General features: G+C 56.7%; 17 protein-coding genes. 2 read left to right on the top strand and 15 right to left on the bottom strand.

Annotated features, from left to right (window positions below):
• Positions 1-30 precede the first annotated feature (30 nt).
• Positions 31-363, top strand: coding sequence for a hypothetical protein (locus tag QQX03_RS00670; protein WP_285975969.1), 333 nt, complete (start codon positions 31-33; stop codon positions 361-363).
• A gap of 98 nt (positions 364-461) precedes the next feature.
• Here the strand turns inward: QQX03_RS00670 and QQX03_RS00675 are convergent, their stop codons facing one another.
• The 5 genes from QQX03_RS00675 to argB all read right to left on the bottom strand — a co-directional run bounded on the left by QQX03_RS00675 (position 462) and on the right by argB (position 4,033).
• Positions 462-1,085, bottom strand: coding sequence for a MarC family protein (locus QQX03_RS00675; RefSeq protein ID WP_285976922.1), 624 nt, complete (start codon positions 1,083-1,085; stop codon positions 462-464).
• A 2-nt stretch (positions 1,086-1,087) separates the two neighbouring features.
• Positions 1,088-1,849 (bottom strand): hypothetical protein, encoded by a 762-nt coding sequence (locus tag QQX03_RS00680; RefSeq protein WP_285975970.1) that lies wholly within the window; start codon positions 1,847-1,849, stop codon positions 1,088-1,090.
• Positions 1,846-2,739 (bottom strand): bifunctional methylenetetrahydrofolate dehydrogenase/methenyltetrahydrofolate cyclohydrolase FolD, encoded by an 894-nt coding sequence (gene folD / locus QQX03_RS00685; protein ID WP_285975971.1) that lies wholly within the window; start codon positions 2,737-2,739, stop codon positions 1,846-1,848. Before folD ends, QQX03_RS00680 begins: the two co-directional genes overlap by 4 nt.
• 11 nt (positions 2,740-2,750) lie before the next feature.
• Positions 2,751-3,026 carry a YggT family protein gene (locus QQX03_RS00690; protein ID WP_285975972.1) on the bottom strand — a complete coding sequence of 92 codons (276 nt, stop codon included), beginning with the start codon at positions 3,024-3,026 and terminating at the stop codon, positions 2,751-2,753.
• Positions 3,027-3,136: 110 nt separating this feature from the next.
• The gene (gene argB / locus QQX03_RS00695) at positions 3,137-4,033 is read right to left on the bottom strand and encodes an acetylglutamate kinase (RefSeq protein WP_285975973.1); all 897 of its coding nucleotides are present in this window, start codon (positions 4,031-4,033) and stop codon (positions 3,137-3,139) included.
• A gap of 150 nt (positions 4,034-4,183) precedes the next feature.
• On the opposite strand from argB, the gene QQX03_RS00700 reads away from it, so the two are divergent.
• Complete coding sequence (locus tag QQX03_RS00700; protein WP_285975974.1) at positions 4,184-4,393, top strand: hypothetical protein; 210 nt, start codon at positions 4,184-4,186, stop codon at positions 4,391-4,393.
• A gap of 9 nt (positions 4,394-4,402) precedes the next feature.
• Here QQX03_RS00700 and QQX03_RS00705 read toward each other — a convergent pair whose 3' ends face one another.
• From QQX03_RS00705 to QQX03_RS00750, 10 genes are all read right to left on the bottom strand, one after another.
• The gene (locus QQX03_RS00705; protein ID WP_285975975.1) at positions 4,403-4,567 is read right to left on the bottom strand and encodes a hypothetical protein; all 165 of its coding nucleotides are present in this window, start codon (positions 4,565-4,567) and stop codon (positions 4,403-4,405) included.
• Positions 4,568-4,770: 203 nt separating this feature from the next.
• Positions 4,771-5,829, bottom strand: a complete 1,059-nt coding sequence (locus QQX03_RS00710; protein WP_285975976.1) for a ribonucleotide-diphosphate reductase subunit beta — start codon at positions 5,827-5,829, stop codon at positions 4,771-4,773.
• A 628-nt stretch (positions 5,830-6,457) separates the two neighbouring features.
• The gene (locus QQX03_RS00715; RefSeq protein ID WP_285975977.1) at positions 6,458-7,810 is read right to left on the bottom strand and encodes a GntP family permease; all 1,353 of its coding nucleotides are present in this window, start codon (positions 7,808-7,810) and stop codon (positions 6,458-6,460) included.
• A gap of 30 nt (positions 7,811-7,840) precedes the next feature.
• On the bottom strand, positions 7,841-8,131 hold the full coding sequence (locus QQX03_RS00720) for a hypothetical protein (RefSeq protein ID WP_285975978.1): 291 nt from the start codon (positions 8,129-8,131) through the stop codon (positions 7,841-7,843).
• 11 nt (positions 8,132-8,142) lie between these two features.
• Positions 8,143-8,325: a hypothetical protein gene (locus tag QQX03_RS00725; protein ID WP_285975979.1), complete on the bottom strand. Its 183-nt coding sequence runs from the start codon at positions 8,323-8,325 to the stop codon at positions 8,143-8,145.
• A 29-nt stretch (positions 8,326-8,354) separates the two neighbouring features.
• Complete coding sequence (locus QQX03_RS00730; protein WP_285975980.1) at positions 8,355-8,501, bottom strand: hypothetical protein; 147 nt, start codon at positions 8,499-8,501, stop codon at positions 8,355-8,357.
• A 98-nt stretch (positions 8,502-8,599) separates the two neighbouring features.
• Positions 8,600-10,669: a ribonucleoside-diphosphate reductase subunit alpha gene (locus QQX03_RS00735; protein WP_285975981.1), complete on the bottom strand. Its 2,070-nt coding sequence runs from the start codon at positions 10,667-10,669 to the stop codon at positions 8,600-8,602.
• Positions 10,670-11,210: 541 nt separating this feature from the next.
• The gene (locus tag QQX03_RS00740; RefSeq protein WP_285975982.1) at positions 11,211-12,113 is read right to left on the bottom strand and encodes a LysR family transcriptional regulator; all 903 of its coding nucleotides are present in this window, start codon (positions 12,111-12,113) and stop codon (positions 11,211-11,213) included.
• Positions 12,114-12,255: 142 nt separating this feature from the next.
• Positions 12,256-13,140, bottom strand: coding sequence for an alpha/beta fold hydrolase (locus QQX03_RS00745; protein WP_285975983.1), 885 nt, complete (start codon positions 13,138-13,140; stop codon positions 12,256-12,258).
• Positions 13,141-13,346: 206 nt separating this feature from the next.
• Positions 13,347-13,799 (bottom strand): energy transducer TonB family protein, encoded by a 453-nt coding sequence (locus tag QQX03_RS00750; RefSeq protein ID WP_285975984.1) that lies wholly within the window; start codon positions 13,797-13,799, stop codon positions 13,347-13,349.
• Positions 13,800-13,897: the final 98 nt, after the last annotated feature.

Here is a 13,897-nt window from a genome sequence, read left to right on the forward strand (position 1 = left end):
TACAATTACGCCTATTTCGCAAATGTAGAGATGAATAAGGCCAAGGACGACGTTCTTGGCTACCCGATTATCGGTTTAGTCTTGGAGCTGAATTTTGAAATGCCTCAGATCCGCGATGAGGCCGCGAGCATCTTCCTGCAAATCGAAGGTTATATTGAAGAGATTGCACGCGACGCGATCACTGCAGGACGGGTGATCGGCTCTGCAAAGGTTATCATACGCTCTCTGATGCAGCTCCTCCAAGGCGCATTTTCGTCATCTCGGATAGCTTCTGAGCCTGAGCAGATTCTCGATGCCGGCCACACCTCGCTGGCCATCATCGGATACCCCGAAACCCGCGTCCAAGCATTGGATTACGGTTAACTACCACCCTAATCGTCGAGTCAGTCCGGGCAGCCTGTCGGGTCAAAAACTTTTGACAGGTGCGGATTTCGGGGACTTTTTGTCCCGACAATTGAAGTTTAAATGCCGAAGCTGCCCTTGAGGCCATCGATGACATATTGCGCGGCAAGTGCGGCGAGAAGCACGCCCAATAGCCGTGTGATTACCGCCTCTACCCGATCTCCCAACAAGCGGATCAGTGGCCCCGCAGCGACCAATGCCAGCGCGGCAATCAGCAGAACGGCGCCAAGCGCGGCCATCACCGCCAAAGTCTCTTCCGTGCTGTTCGCCTCATTTTGGAGCAGCATGATCGCGGCAATCGCGCCCGGCCCCGCCAGCATCGGCATGGCCATCGGGAAAACCGACACATCTTCAAATTCGGGCGTAGCTCTCACCTTCTCAGCCCGTTCCTCGCGGCGCTGCTGGCGTTTCTCGAACACCATTTCGAATGCAATCCAGAACAGCATCAAACCGCCCGCTATGCGAAAGCTATCAAGCTGGATGTGCAAAGCGCCGAGCAGTTCTTCACCAAATAGCGCGAAGAACAGCAGGATTGTCGATGCAATTGCAGTGGCCCGCAACGCCATATTGCGCGCCATTATGGGCGGCGCGTTCTTCGTAAGACCCGCATAGATTGGCGCGCACCCGGGCGGGTCAATCACAACAAACAGCGTGATAAAGGCGGATATAAATAGCTCTGTCATCATTACTCAGCTGGCGATGTCAGCTCTTCTTCAATCGCGGTTTGCCACTCTCCCTGATAGAGATACTCGGCCATAATATGCTTGGTGCCATCAGCTTTGTGCTCCCAGCGCCAACGCAAGGTGCCATCGGGTGACATGCCGCCGCCTCCAGGGTTGTCTTCAGCCAGCAACACCGCTAGCGGGGCCGGAACAGCCTCACCGCGTTTCGGGCAATCAGCGATCATGCCTTGCACTGAATCGATAGCAGTCACGATGATCGCGCCTTTTTCCAGATCCTCGATTTCGCGCTTGGCAGGCTGGGGAACATCCGGGCCATCCACACCGTAGATCCAGAGGTATTCGCGTTCTGGGCCACGCTCCCATACGGTCACATAGTTGCCAACGATACCCTGCGGTTCTTGATAGCGGCCTTGGCTGACCGCCAGTGTCGCATCGCAGCTGATTACAACCGCCTTCGGTCCCCAGGCTACGCTGGTTTCCGGATCACCGCCCAGGGTACCAAGCATTGCTGCGGCCGAAACCGGGCCATTGCGCCCGTGATAGACAGCGCCGGGCGCCACAAACTGGCCCGCAGCTGTGTATTGGCCGAGTTCCTTGGCCGCGCGTGCATATTCGAGCTCTCTTGCAACGACCTTGCTCGGTTGCGCTTCGCCTGGCGCACCCCGCAAGGCGCGGTCAATCACGTCCGGGCGCGGTCCGCGCGGTTGGTTTCCAGCACAAGCACTCAATGTGAGTGCGAGCATCAGGGCTGCGGCAATTTTCATAGCGATTCCGGCACATCGAGGCCCGCGTTGCGGTAAGCCGCAACGAGCGTGTTCCTCAGCAACACAGCAATTGTCATTGGACCGACGCCGCCGGGTACCGGGGTGATCGCACTCGCAACTTCGCTCGCACCGCCAAAATCGACGTCCCCGACAAGCCTGCCCTTTTCCTTACCCGGTTCTGGTGGTAGTCGATTGATCCCGACATCGATCACCGTCGCACCGGGTTTGAGCCATTGGGCCTTGACCATTTCTGCTCTGCCTACCGCAGCCACAACGATATCTGCGCGGCGTACGACAGCGGGCAGATCCTTGGTCCGACTGTGCGCTATCGTCACTGTCGCATTAGCATCGAGCAACAGCTGCGCCATCGGCTTTCCGACAATGTTGGAGCGGCCAATGACAACCGCCTCAAGGCCTGACAGATCACCCAATCTGTCTGTCAGCAGCATGATACAGCCAAGCGGCGTGCAAGGGACAAACCCTTTCTGCCCGACCGACAATCGGCCTGCGTTGATCACATGGAAGCCATCGACATCTTTGTCAGGGCTGATCGCGGAGATGATGGCTTGCTCGTCCAGATGATCGGGCAGCGGCAATTGCACCAGAATGCCATCGACGGCCGGATCATTGTTGAGCTGTTCGACCAGCACGAGCAAGTCTGCCTCACTCGTGTCATCAGGCAGACGATGCTCGAAACTCGCCATATTGGCGGCGAGCGTAGCCTTGCCCTTGCTGCCAACATAAACCTGGCTTGCGGGGTCATCACCGACCAGCACAACTGCAAGTCCGGCCTTGTAGCCAGCCGCGGCTTCAAATTCGGCTGCCATCACCCCCACACGCTCCCGCAAGTTCGCAGCGAAGGCTTTTCCGTCAATCCTTGTCGCGCTCATAGAGTTGGCACCTAAACCGCGCTGCGCACGACCACCATCAGGATCTGCATCCCTATGATCAGAACCAGCGGAGAGAAATCAATCGCACCTGTTTGCGGCAAGACATTACGGATCGGGCGCAGCACCGGATCCAGCAAGCGTTGGATCGAATTGTAGAATGCCATCAGAAAATCGTTCGACGCATTCACTACATTGAAGGCAAACAGCAACCCGATGATAAACTGTATGATGATCAGCATGATCAGTGCTGAAGTGAGGATCGAAAGTATCTCGTAAATGACAAGCATCTATCGTCTTTCCGTTGTTTGCGTCCCGCAATGCGTGTTACACAAGTAATACGCCTACGGCTAGTGTTTCCAGCCCATTATCCCGGTATCTTGCCCAGCTAGCCGATTGCTCAGGCGCGCACCAGTGTGCCCGCACCGCGCGCTGTGAAGAATTCGAGCAACATTGCATGCGGAACGCGTCCGTCGAGAACGACCGCCGCTTCACAACCAGCTTTTACCGCTGACACGCAGGTTTCCAGCTTCGGAATCATCCCGCCGAAGATTGTGCCGTCCTCCTTGAGGCTGGCGATGTCAGCCGGCGACAAATCGGTCAGCAAGGCGCCGCCTTTGTCGAGCACGCCCGCTACATCGGTCAGCAGCAACAACCGCGCTGCGCCCAGCGCCGATGCAATCGCGCCGGCCATGGTGTCCGCATTGATGTTATAGGTATTGCCTTCAGCATCGGCCGCGATAGGCGCGATCACCGGGATCATGCCCGATGCAACAGCGGTGTCGATAATTGAGGTATCGACATGCTCGGGCTCTCCGACAAAACCCAAATCCACCGCCCGCTCGATATTGCTATCGGGATCGCGGGTGGTCCGTTCCACCTTTTTCGCGCGAACAAGATTGCCGTCCTTGCCGGAAATTCCAATTGCTTTGCCGCCAGCGCTGGCCAGCCAGCCAACCAATTTTTTGTTGATCGCGCCGGACAAGACCATTTCAGCTACCTCGGCAGTCGCCTTGTCAGTGACCCTCAAGCCGTCGACGAATGTGGATTCAACGCCTAGCTTCGCGAGCATCGCGCCGATTTGGGGTCCGCCGCCGTGCACCACCACAGGATTGATGCCGACTGCCCTGAGCAAGACGATATCCTCTGCGAAATCACGCGCAGCCTCCGGATCGCCCATCGCGTGCCCGCCATACTTCACCACGAAGGTACGGCCGGCATAACGCTGAAAATAGGGCAGCGCTTCGATCAGCACTTCCGCCTTTGCCAGCATGTTGGAATCGCTACTCGCGCTCATCGCGCTTCTCCTACCCTGAAATTCGCTTGGGTGACCTAGCTTTGCGCTTAGCTGTTTGCAGAAAAAGTGCAAAGCATGATCATAGCCAGTAACTTTTCATAAGGGGCTGGCGAATTGCCAGATGTCTGTCCCGCTTCGGGATATCGTGACTTGAAAATCCAAAGGAATGATACCACGAAAACCCAACAGATCAAAGGTGGCTTTGCAGTCGCTATGGCCGCTGGTCTTGCTGCGGCACGTTCACCAGCAGCTAAAAATGCTGACACTAGCGCATACGCGACCATCGTGGCTGGAGAAGCAACCCAAGTCGCTGTTTCTGACGTCAGCTTTAAAAGCGATGGTAAGCCCGACAAATGCTAAGGCATCTCGCTAGCCCGCCAGATTGATTGCGACGCCAACCCCGGCACATGCTACGCTGGCACCAGCACTGTCGATCACCTTTCGGGCAGGCGAAAAGAGCAAACCGCCTTCAAACCATTCGGTTTCGCTTAGCTCTCTCGGTTTCGATGTGTTCAGCTTATGCGGATCGCGCATGCGCCATAAGTAGTGCTAGAGCGTTCACGAACCGTATTTTCGATGCGCGCACGGTAGGTATTCACAGTTGTCGCTAGGTGGGTGTTAGATGAACCGAAATAGCCCCGCCCCTGACAAGACCGCGACACAATTTCCAACTGCACTGGCATTCGAATGTTCAACACATTTCTGTTCGGACTTTCGTGCCGCGCCCGGCCTTTCCTTCACTCCGCCGCTTGCATCCCTTCGGCACCTTCGAACATATCGGGGCCGTTATCGACTGACTCTTCGTCGTTCGTGGCTTTTGCCTTCTGGCGCTTGTCGAAGTTTGACCACACGTCCTGCCAATTGCCTTTCGTTGCACCCTTCGAATATTCGGTTGCGCGGGTTTCGAAGAAGTTTGCATGCTCCACGCCGTTGATCAGCGGGGCGAGCCACGGCAGCGGGTGATCCTCCACCATATAGATCGGCTGCAGGCCCAGCTGGCCCAGGCGCCAGTCCGCAATATAGCGGATGTACTTCTTGATTTCCTTCGCGGTCATCCCGCTAACCGGGCCCATTTCAAAGGCGAGATCGATGAAGTTGTCTTCTAGACGCACCGACTTCTGGCAGATGTCGATAATGTCTTCTTTCACCGCCTTGGTGTAGCAATCGCGTTCCTTCACGAATTCGTGGAACATGCGGATGATGCCTTCGCAATGCAGGCTTTCATCGCGGATCGACCAGCTGACGATCTGCCCCATGCCCTTCATCTTGTTGAAGCGCGGGAAGTTCATCAGCATGGCGAAGCTCGCGAATAGCTGCATGCCTTCAGTAAAGCCGCCAAACATCGCAAGCGTGCGGGCAATATCCTCGTCCGTGTCAACGCCGAATTGCTGCATGTAATTGTGCTTGTCAGCCATTTCCTCATACTCGAGGAAGGCGCTGTATTCGCTTTCAGGCATGCCGATCGTGTCGAGCAGATGCGAATAGGCCGCGATATGCACTGTTTCCATATTGGAGAACGCCGTCAGCATCATCTTGATTTCGGTCGGCTTGAACACGCGGCCGTATTTGTCGTGGTAGCAATCCTGCACCTCGACATCGGCCTGTGTGAAGAAGCGGAAGATCTGCGTGAGCAGATTGCGCTCATGCTCGGTGATCTTCTGCGCCCAGTCACGGCAGTCTTCGCCCAGCGGTACTTCTTCCGGCATCCAGTGGATCTGTTGCTGGCGTTTCCAGAACTCGTAAGCCCATGGATATTCAAAGGGCTTGTAGGTCTTACGAGCTTCGAGCAACGACATGTGGTGTTCTCCGATGAAATAGTGCGAATGACCCGTATAGGGAATCATCTGCGCAAGTCGATAGCAAGAGGCACGTATCTGCTGGGGATAGAACGTGCTTTTTTTGAGTCGAAATGCGGCGAGTTGCAGGCTGTGCAATGGCGTGCGTTGCATCTGAAGCAAGGTGCGGTGCGAGCCGAGGTATCGGGCGAACGGAAACCGAAATGAGACACTGATTCGCAATCCTTATATTCGTGTTAACCACTACTCGCGGTTTGGAGCCTCATGCTAACCATAGAAAACTCCAGAAATCCTGCATTTTCGGGGCTTTAGGAGATGTTTAATGGGTCTGACGGTAAGAAATTGGCATCGCACGCAAAGCATCACCACACACCTTTGCATTGCGCGAAGAAATTGACACGGCTCTTAGAAGCAAGGTCGATTTCGATTCGTGGTCGGCGCAGCTGAAAGAAGCGCAAGCGTATCGCACTCGCAAAGACGAATTTACCCTACTGCGGTTCCAGTTGATCGTAGGTCTGGTAATCAGTGCACTCACACTGATGTGGGGCTGGTTTGCAGTGCCCGGCCAGTTCGACGATGATTTTCAGACTTACTGCAGGGGGAACGTCGCCGCGCCTGACCGTGTTACTCAGACGGCCAAGGCCAGTAAAATGGTTGCAAGAGTGGCGACGATCGGCACCACCACTGTCACCACGCCCACATCCTTGTAAGCCTGCTTGTGGGTCAATTGCGTGATGGTCAGCATCGCGATCACCGCACCGCAATGGGGCAGCGAGTCGAGCCCGCCGCTTGCCATTGCCGCCAGCCGGTGCAATTCTTCAGGCGCGATTCCGAGCGCTAGAAAGTCATCAGCCAGTGTCGCCATGAAAATCTGCAATCCACCCGAAGATGAGCCGGTGATCCCAGACACGGTGCTGGCAGCGGCGAACATCGACATCATCGGCGGCAGATCGAGGCCGAGCACAGTTTCTGTAAAAAGCGCAAATCCGCCAGTTTGTGCCACGACGCCGCCGAAACCGATAACTGCGCTGGTCGCCATTAGCGGCATGATCGAATCTTGCGTGCCATCACCCAGCAGGCGCATGGGTGCACGCCGCGCCGCTGGAAACAGCACCAGCGCAACAAGGCTGGCCAGAACCAGTGCAAAGCTGGGCCAGATCACAGGCTGGGCATTAGCAAAGGCGATGACGGCGTTGTCGCTTTCAGCCCCGCCCAGCAGGCGCGGCGCAAGAATTGTCGCAATCACCAGCGACAGCGGGAAGATGGCCAGCGGCCAAGGAGGCATGTCATGGGCGATATCGTTCAGATCCGGAATGACATCTCGCGGACCGGCTTCAAACCCTTCGCCATTCGCGCGAGCCTTGACCCGCTCCCGCTCGAGATAGGCCATGCCCAGCAAGAACATGAGCGCGCCTCCGAAAATGCCCAGCAGCGGAGCCGCAAATAGATCGGTGCCCAGCTTCAATGTGGGGATCACATTGTGGATTGATGGCGTGCCGGGAAACGCGGTCAAGGTGAACGTGCCCGCACCCAGTGCGAGCGCACCGCAAAGCAATCGCTTGGGAATGTCCGCTTCTTTCATCAACCGGAGGCCAAGCGGATACATTGCAAAGATCACCACGAATACGACCACGCCGCCATAGGTCAGGAGGGCGCAAGCCAGCACTGCGATCCACAGCGCACGATGCGCACCCAGCGCACGCACCATCGCCATGGCGATCGATGTCGCCGCGTGACTTTCGCCCATGATCTTACCGAATACAGCGCCCGCAGCAAACAGCAGGAAGAACCGCCCGGCAAAGGTGAACGCGCCCAGATTTCCGGAGAGGTAGCCATCGGTTATGCTGTCCGCGACCGGGAGCGCATTAGTCACTATCACCACCAGTGCACAGAGTATCGAAGCAAAGATGATGTTCACATCGCGCAGCGCCAGCCAGATCAGCAGGCCAAGGCCCGCGATGAGTCCCAACAATCCGATCATCGCATTCCCCTCAGCGGCTATTGGCCGATATTATTTGGATCTCTTCTTCGAGCTAAACCAGCTGCCGCCACCCAGTACCGTTACGCCAATGAAAAAACCAAAGTCGTACCAGCCGCCATTATTGGGCACGGCATAAACCGCGATATCGGGATCGAACAACGAACCGATCCAGGCAAACGGGAAAACAAAGCCGTGCCATAGTCCCCACAAGAAGCCTGGCGAACCGCCTTCGCGCATGACACCTTCGTCGATCTGGCTAGCACATGCAGACACCAGAAGAGCGATCATGCAGGCTGTGACAATTCTCGAGGTTTTGGTCATATCGATTGCTCTTATGCGGCGGGCATGAGCCGCAGGATGATGAACCAGATCACGCTAATCATCATGACGGCCATAATGGCGTACATCATCATCATGCCGCGGCCCTTTTGCTGCCCGCGTATGGTTTGCACGGCTTTTCCCATGATCACTAATGCGATGATTGTGCCGACAACGCCGATCCAGAACGGGTCCAACTGCTTCTCCCCTCAATACCGGGGCGCAGTCAGAACATCTGAACCGCGCCGGCACCCGGTACGATAACGGTCAGAATAATATAGGCAAGCGGGGGATGCGAAACTGACACCAGCGCGAGCAGATTGAACAGGCTTTCGCTGATCTCGCCGCGCGCCAGCCTCATGCGGAATGCCATCAGATCGATGATCGCGACTGCCGCGAGGATGAGGGGTAGGAAGAAGCCCCCGCAAGCATTGCTTGTGGGGGCTTGAATTCTGAACGGTCAAGAAAGAACTACTGACAGGCTAGGCATTCCTCGTAATCGGTCTGCTGCTCGCCAAGTTCAGCTTTCAGTTCGATCTTCTGCGCGTGCGAGGTGTTGTCCGCTTCCACGCCGCCAGCAAAGCCAGCGCGCTGAACCGACTTCGAACGGAGATAGTACAGCGACTTGATGCCCTTCTCCCACGCCTGGAAGTGCAGCTGCATCAGATCCCATTTCTCGACATCGGCCGGAATGAACAGGTTCAGCGACTGCGCCTGATCAACATAAGGCGCGCGATCGGCGGCGAATTCCAGCAGCCAGCGCTGATCGATTTCGAAGCTGGTCCTGAAGGTCGCCTTTTCTTCCACGCTGAGGAAATCGAGATGCTGAACGCTGCCGCCCTTCTCAAGAATCGAGTTCCATACGGCGACCGAATCCTTGCTCTTCTCGCGCAGGACTTTCTCGAGATAGGGGTTCTTCACGATGAAGCTGCCCGACAGGGTTTTGTGCGTATAGATATTCGCCGGGATCGGCTCGATACATGCGCTGGTGCCGCCGCAGATGATGCTGATAGACGCGGTCGGTGCGATCGCCATCTTGCAGCTGAAACGCTCCATCGCGCCCATTTCTTCCGCATCCGGACACGCGCCGCGTTCCTGCGCCAGCAGCATGCTGGCTTCTGATGCCTTGCCCTGAATATGCTTGAACATCTTCAGGTTCCACACTTTCGCCATCGGGCTTTCGAAACCGATGTTCTTGGACTGGAGGAAAGAGTGGAAGCCCATCACGCCAAGGCCAACCGAACGTTCCCGCTCGGCCGAATATTTCGCGCGCGCCATCTCGTCAGGGGCGCGGTCGATATAGTCCTGCAGGACATTGTCGAGAAAACGCATTACGTCCTCGATGAAGGTCTTGTTGCCTTCCCACTCTTCCCACTTTTCAAGGTTGAGTGACGAAAGGCAGCATACCGCCGTGCGGTCATTGCCCAAGTGATCGATACCGGTTGGCAGCGTGATTTCCGAACACAGGTTCGACGTTGAAACCTTGAGGCCCAATTCGCGATGATGCTTGGGCATCATGCGGTTCACTGTGTCAGAGAACACGATGTAAGGCTCGCCAGTTGCAAGACGTGTCTCGACCAGCTTCTGGAACAACGAGCGCGCATCGACTGTGGCGCGAACGCTGCCATCGCGCGGTGACTTCAGATCGAACTCTGCGCCATCGCGCACAGCTTCCATGAATTCATCGGTCAGCAGCACGCCGTGGTGCAGGTTCAGCGCTTTGCGGTTGAAGTCACCGGAGGGTTTACGGATCTCGAGAAATTCTTCGATCTCCGGATGCGATACATCCAGATAGCAAGCGGCCGAGCCGCGCCGTAGCGAGCCTTGCGAAATCGCAAGGGTCAGCGAATCCATCACACGCACGAAAGGAATGATGCCGCTGGTCTTGCCGTTGAGGCCAACCGGCTCACCAATGCCGCGCACGTGGCCCCAATAGGTGCCGATGCCGCCGCCCTTGGACGCGAGCCATACATTCTCGTTCCAGGTGCCAACGATGCCATCCAGACTGTCGCTGACAGAGTTCAGATAACAGCTGATCGGCAGACCGCGTGTGGTGCCGCCATTCGACAGCACTGGCGTCGCCGGCATGAACCACAAATTCGAAATATAGTCATAGAGACGCTGAGCGTGCTCCTGATCATCGGCGTAAGCATCTGCAACGCGCGCAAACAGATCCTGATAGCTTTCTCCGGGCAGGAGGTAGCGATCGGTCAAAGTCTCCTTGCCGAATTCGGTCAGGTTCGCGTCGCGTGCATCGTCTGTGACGATTGTGAAGCGGCGATCATTGACCTTCTTGCTGTCAATATCGCCTGCCGCATTGCTCGCCACAGCTGCCATGGCGCCAGCCAGCACTTCGCCCGCCTTCTCCGCGACCAGCGCGTCTGTACCCTTGTCTTCGCTTTCAATTGCCACTGCCTTTTTGGCCTTATCTGCCTTGCCGGAGGTCGAGGCCTTTGCCTTGCTCTTGGTTTCTGTATCCACGGCGTTGTCCGCGTCCTGATCCAGTCCCATTGCTGCCTCGTCGCCAGTCCGAAAATCCATTCTCTGCCCCGCCCCTAATCGCGTTGTTTTACCCTCATGCGGTTCCCGCTCACTACGTTGAGCGATGTTCCGCTTGTGTTCGATTCGGCGGGAAGCATCCCACCTACCAATTTCGCAGGGCTTTGGGGGATTTAGTTTTCCCCTTTTTCCCCACAGTTCCTCTCGATTGCACGACCCGAAAGACCCGAATCCCCCCCGCCTTCGGAAATAGTGTTTCCGGAGCGAATAACTAGCTCTTGTAGGTGTCCCCAGGTTTGGAACCACTAGATACTGAATCAGAGCGCGGTTTCACGCAAGAGGGTAAATGCGGATTTAACATGCAAACTGACTGGATTTATCCAGTGTGTTACCCGCGCGTGACACCGCGACGCGCGGGAAATCCTAGGGTCTTTGAACGCGCAACCCCTAAAATGAATCTGGGAAAAAATTTTTGCGGGCAAAACGGGTATAGGGGACTTGTGAATCATTCGAATCGGGATGCGCAATTTTTGAATCAAGCGAAGCCATTGGAACGCGATAAATGCACTGCCCCGATCTGGCTTCACACAAACAGCTTGTCGCCCTTGAGCGATTTGGTCAGCGCATCGATAAATGCACGCGCGCGCGCATTGGGCGTGCGGCTTTCAGGATAGGCGAGATGGATCGGCAGAACGCCGCCAGTCCATTGTGGCAGCAGCCGCCACAACTTTCCCTGCTTGATCGCGTCCTGCACCAGCCATAGTGGCACCAGGCCAATCCCGGCACTTTCCACCAAAGCGGCAAGCACCGCCTCCGAGCTATCGCTGCGCAGCCGGGCGTCCGGCACGATCTCGCGGATCTCTGCCCCCCGTTCCAGCCGCCAATTATCATGCACCATGTCCGGCCCGATAAAGACCACCGCTGGCAAGTTTGAGATCTGGTCAATGCGGCGCGGTGTGCCGTGGTCTCGGATCAGCTCGGGCGAGCCGCATAACACCAACGGGACATCGCCAAGCTTGCGCGCACGATCGCTGCGGCGGCGCGGGAACCCGACGGATAGCGCGACATCGATCCCGCTTTCAACCAGATCAACCGGCTGGTCAGACAAAAGAAGATCGGCCTCGATATCGGGATGCTTTTCAAGAAAGCGGCACAACAGCGGTGCCAGGACGACCCGGCCCAATGATACAGGCGCGAAGATTCGCAATCGGCCCGAGAGCGCTTGGGCGCGCGCGCCCACCGATTGTTCGGCATCATCGACCAGCCGTAAAATCTCACGCGCCTTGGCCAGAAATTCCTGCCCCTCATCCGTCAGCGAAAGCGAGCGCGTGGTTCGGCTGATCAGCTTGGAGCCAAGGTAATCCTCCAGCTCTGCCAAGCGCCGGCTGACAGTTGGCTGGCTCTGCTGAAGCTCGCGCGCGACCGCGCTGAAGCTGCCCCGCTCGGCCAGCCGGACAAAAATGCGATAAGCGGCGATGACGTCCATATGACGGCCAATTTATCCAATTTATGGATAAAAGCCACATGAATCATGCAGATTGGGCGAAGGCCCGAAATAACCTACTCAAATCCTAACGGATTCCCGGAGCAATTTGGCAAGCTTTTGGTATGGTTTCAGGCGGCCGCCATCACGCTCTTTTGGTATGTTCTGCGACATCATCCGCTATCGTTTCGACCAGCTCTTGCGGCAGATCATGGCCCCACCCGGGGTAGGTCTTAATCCTGGCGCCCGGGATCGCATCGGCTGTCGCTCGGCCACCCTCGACCTTGACAAGCGGATCATCTTCGCCATGCAAAACCAGCGTTGGCGTGGTCACTGATTTCAGGCGCTGGGTCCGGTCACCATCATTGATGATGGCGGCCATCTGGCGGTGCAGGCCAGCCGGATAGACCGACCGGCGAACGCTTTCGATCACGCGCTGGCGCTGAGATTCCGGGTCAGGGCGATAGCCCGGGCTGCCGATGGCGTTAGAGATTTTGATGCCGTGTTCGACCAGCACATGCTCATCCATCGATTCTGGAGGATTGGCGAGCGGCTCGATCGCGGCCTTGTCTGCCTGAGGTAGTTTCGGATTGCCTGTGGTTGAGAAGATCGACGTAAAGCTAAGCAAACGGTGGCCGTGTTCGACCGCCATCAGCTGGCCGATCATTCCGCCCATAGACGCGCCAACCACATGGGCTTTATCGATGCCGAGCGCGTCCAGTACGCCCACTCCATCCGCCGCCATATCTGAAAGTGTGTAAGGGACTCTGGGCGGAAAACCGAAACGGGTGCGGATCACATGCCACATCACACCGGGCACTTTCTCGCCTTCGAATTTCTGGCTTAGGCCAATGTCGCGATTGTCATAGCGGATCACGTAAAATCCGCGGTCCGCCAGCGCCTGAACCAACTCGATAGGCCACAATGTCATCTGCGCGCCCAAACCCATCACCAACAGCATCGGCGGATTGTCGGGATCGCCATGCGTATCGTATTCGAGGGTGATGCCGTTGGCGGTGACTTGAGGCATTAGTGGGGCTCCCTGATTGTTTGATCGTGCTTGTGTCGCAGCGCGGCGACCTGCGCAAGTGTTCAAACAATCATCCACGCAAACCAAAGCGGCAGACCCGTGAAGGCCTGCCGCTCGCGTCAAGGAACCCGTGGGCCCCTAAATTTCGGGTCCGAAGCAGAACCCGATTAAAGCCCGAAGCTGATGACCCCGCGTTCGCTGTCAGCCTAAGCCATGCGGACTTTTTCCGATTTCGCCAGGGCCTTGGCGAGCTTGCTGTAAGTCACCTCATCGTCAGCAAAGATGATGTTCGCCTGGAACGTTTGCGACGAGGCATCGGCGACCGGCGCTTCGGCCAGTTGCGACAGGCCGCTTACGGCGCGCTTGGCAACCAGATCCGTGCAAATGTCACCGGAACCGTTTAGTACTTCAATGTCATGAGCCTTGCCCGATGCATCCAAAGTGAAACGAAGCTGCACAATGCTGCTCACCGGATCGGTGCGTGTTTGCTTGGTCGCGGTGGCCAGGCGGCGATCGAGCGATCTGCCGACATCTTGTTGCCATTCCTGCATCGCGCTTTCGGATTCGACGACAATGGTGCCTTGCTCGCTAGCAATTGCGGGGGAGAATGCCGCGATACTCAACGCGGCAGCGAGTGTGGTTGTCGTAAGAGTTTTCATTAGATCATCCTCAATAAAATTCGCATGGATGATCGGCCATTTGACCAAGGCCAGCGAGCACAGTCCCAACACTCGTGCCGCGGTTGAATTGGTCGATC

Origin of the sequence: Altererythrobacter rubellus, from assembly GCF_030284385.1 — a bacterium.
GTDB lineage: Bacteria > Pseudomonadota > Alphaproteobacteria > Sphingomonadales > Sphingomonadaceae > Erythrobacter > Erythrobacter rubellus.

Bases quoted from the DNA above. Each gene is read 5' to 3' on its own strand.
- QQX03_RS00670 (WP_285975969.1), top strand. From the start codon at position 31: ATGAATAAGGCCAAGGACGACGTTCTTGGCTACCCGATTATCGGTTTA.
- QQX03_RS00675 (WP_285976922.1), bottom strand. From the start codon at position 1,085: ATGACAGAGCTATTTATATCCGCCTTTATCACGCTGTTTGTTGTGATT.
- QQX03_RS00680 (WP_285975970.1), bottom strand. From the start codon at position 1,849: ATGAAAATTGCCGCAGCCCTGATGCTCGCACTCACATTGAGTGCTTGT.
- folD (WP_285975971.1), bottom strand. From the start codon at position 2,739: ATGAGCGCGACAAGGATTGACGGAAAAGCCTTCGCTGCGAACTTGCGG.
- QQX03_RS00690 (WP_285975972.1), bottom strand. From the start codon at position 3,026: ATGCTTGTCATTTACGAGATACTTTCGATCCTCACTTCAGCACTGATC.
- argB (WP_285975973.1), bottom strand. From the start codon at position 4,033: ATGAGCGCGAGTAGCGATTCCAACATGCTGGCAAAGGCGGAAGTGCTG.
- QQX03_RS00705 (WP_285975975.1), bottom strand. From the start codon at position 4,567: ATGCGCGATCCGCATAAGCTGAACACATCGAAACCGAGAGAGCTAAGC.
- QQX03_RS00710 (WP_285975976.1), bottom strand. From the start codon at position 5,829: ATGTCGTTGCTCGAAGCTCGTAAGACCTACAAGCCCTTTGAATATCCA.
- QQX03_RS00715 (WP_285975977.1), bottom strand. From the start codon at position 7,810: ATGATCGGATTGTTGGGACTCATCGCGGGCCTTGGCCTGCTGATCTGG.
- QQX03_RS00720 (WP_285975978.1), bottom strand. From the start codon at position 8,131: ATGACCAAAACCTCGAGAATTGTCACAGCCTGCATGATCGCTCTTCTG.
- QQX03_RS00730 (WP_285975980.1), bottom strand. From the start codon at position 8,501: ATGGCATTCCGCATGAGGCTGGCGCGCGGCGAGATCAGCGAAAGCCTG.
- QQX03_RS00735 (WP_285975981.1), bottom strand. From the start codon at position 10,669: ATGGATTTTCGGACTGGCGACGAGGCAGCAATGGGACTGGATCAGGAC.
- QQX03_RS00740 (WP_285975982.1), bottom strand. From the start codon at position 12,113: ATGGACGTCATCGCCGCTTATCGCATTTTTGTCCGGCTGGCCGAGCGG.
- QQX03_RS00745 (WP_285975983.1), bottom strand. From the start codon at position 13,140: ATGCCTCAAGTCACCGCCAACGGCATCACCCTCGAATACGATACGCAT.
- QQX03_RS00750 (WP_285975984.1), bottom strand. From the start codon at position 13,799: ATGAAAACTCTTACGACAACCACACTCGCTGCCGCGTTGAGTATCGCG.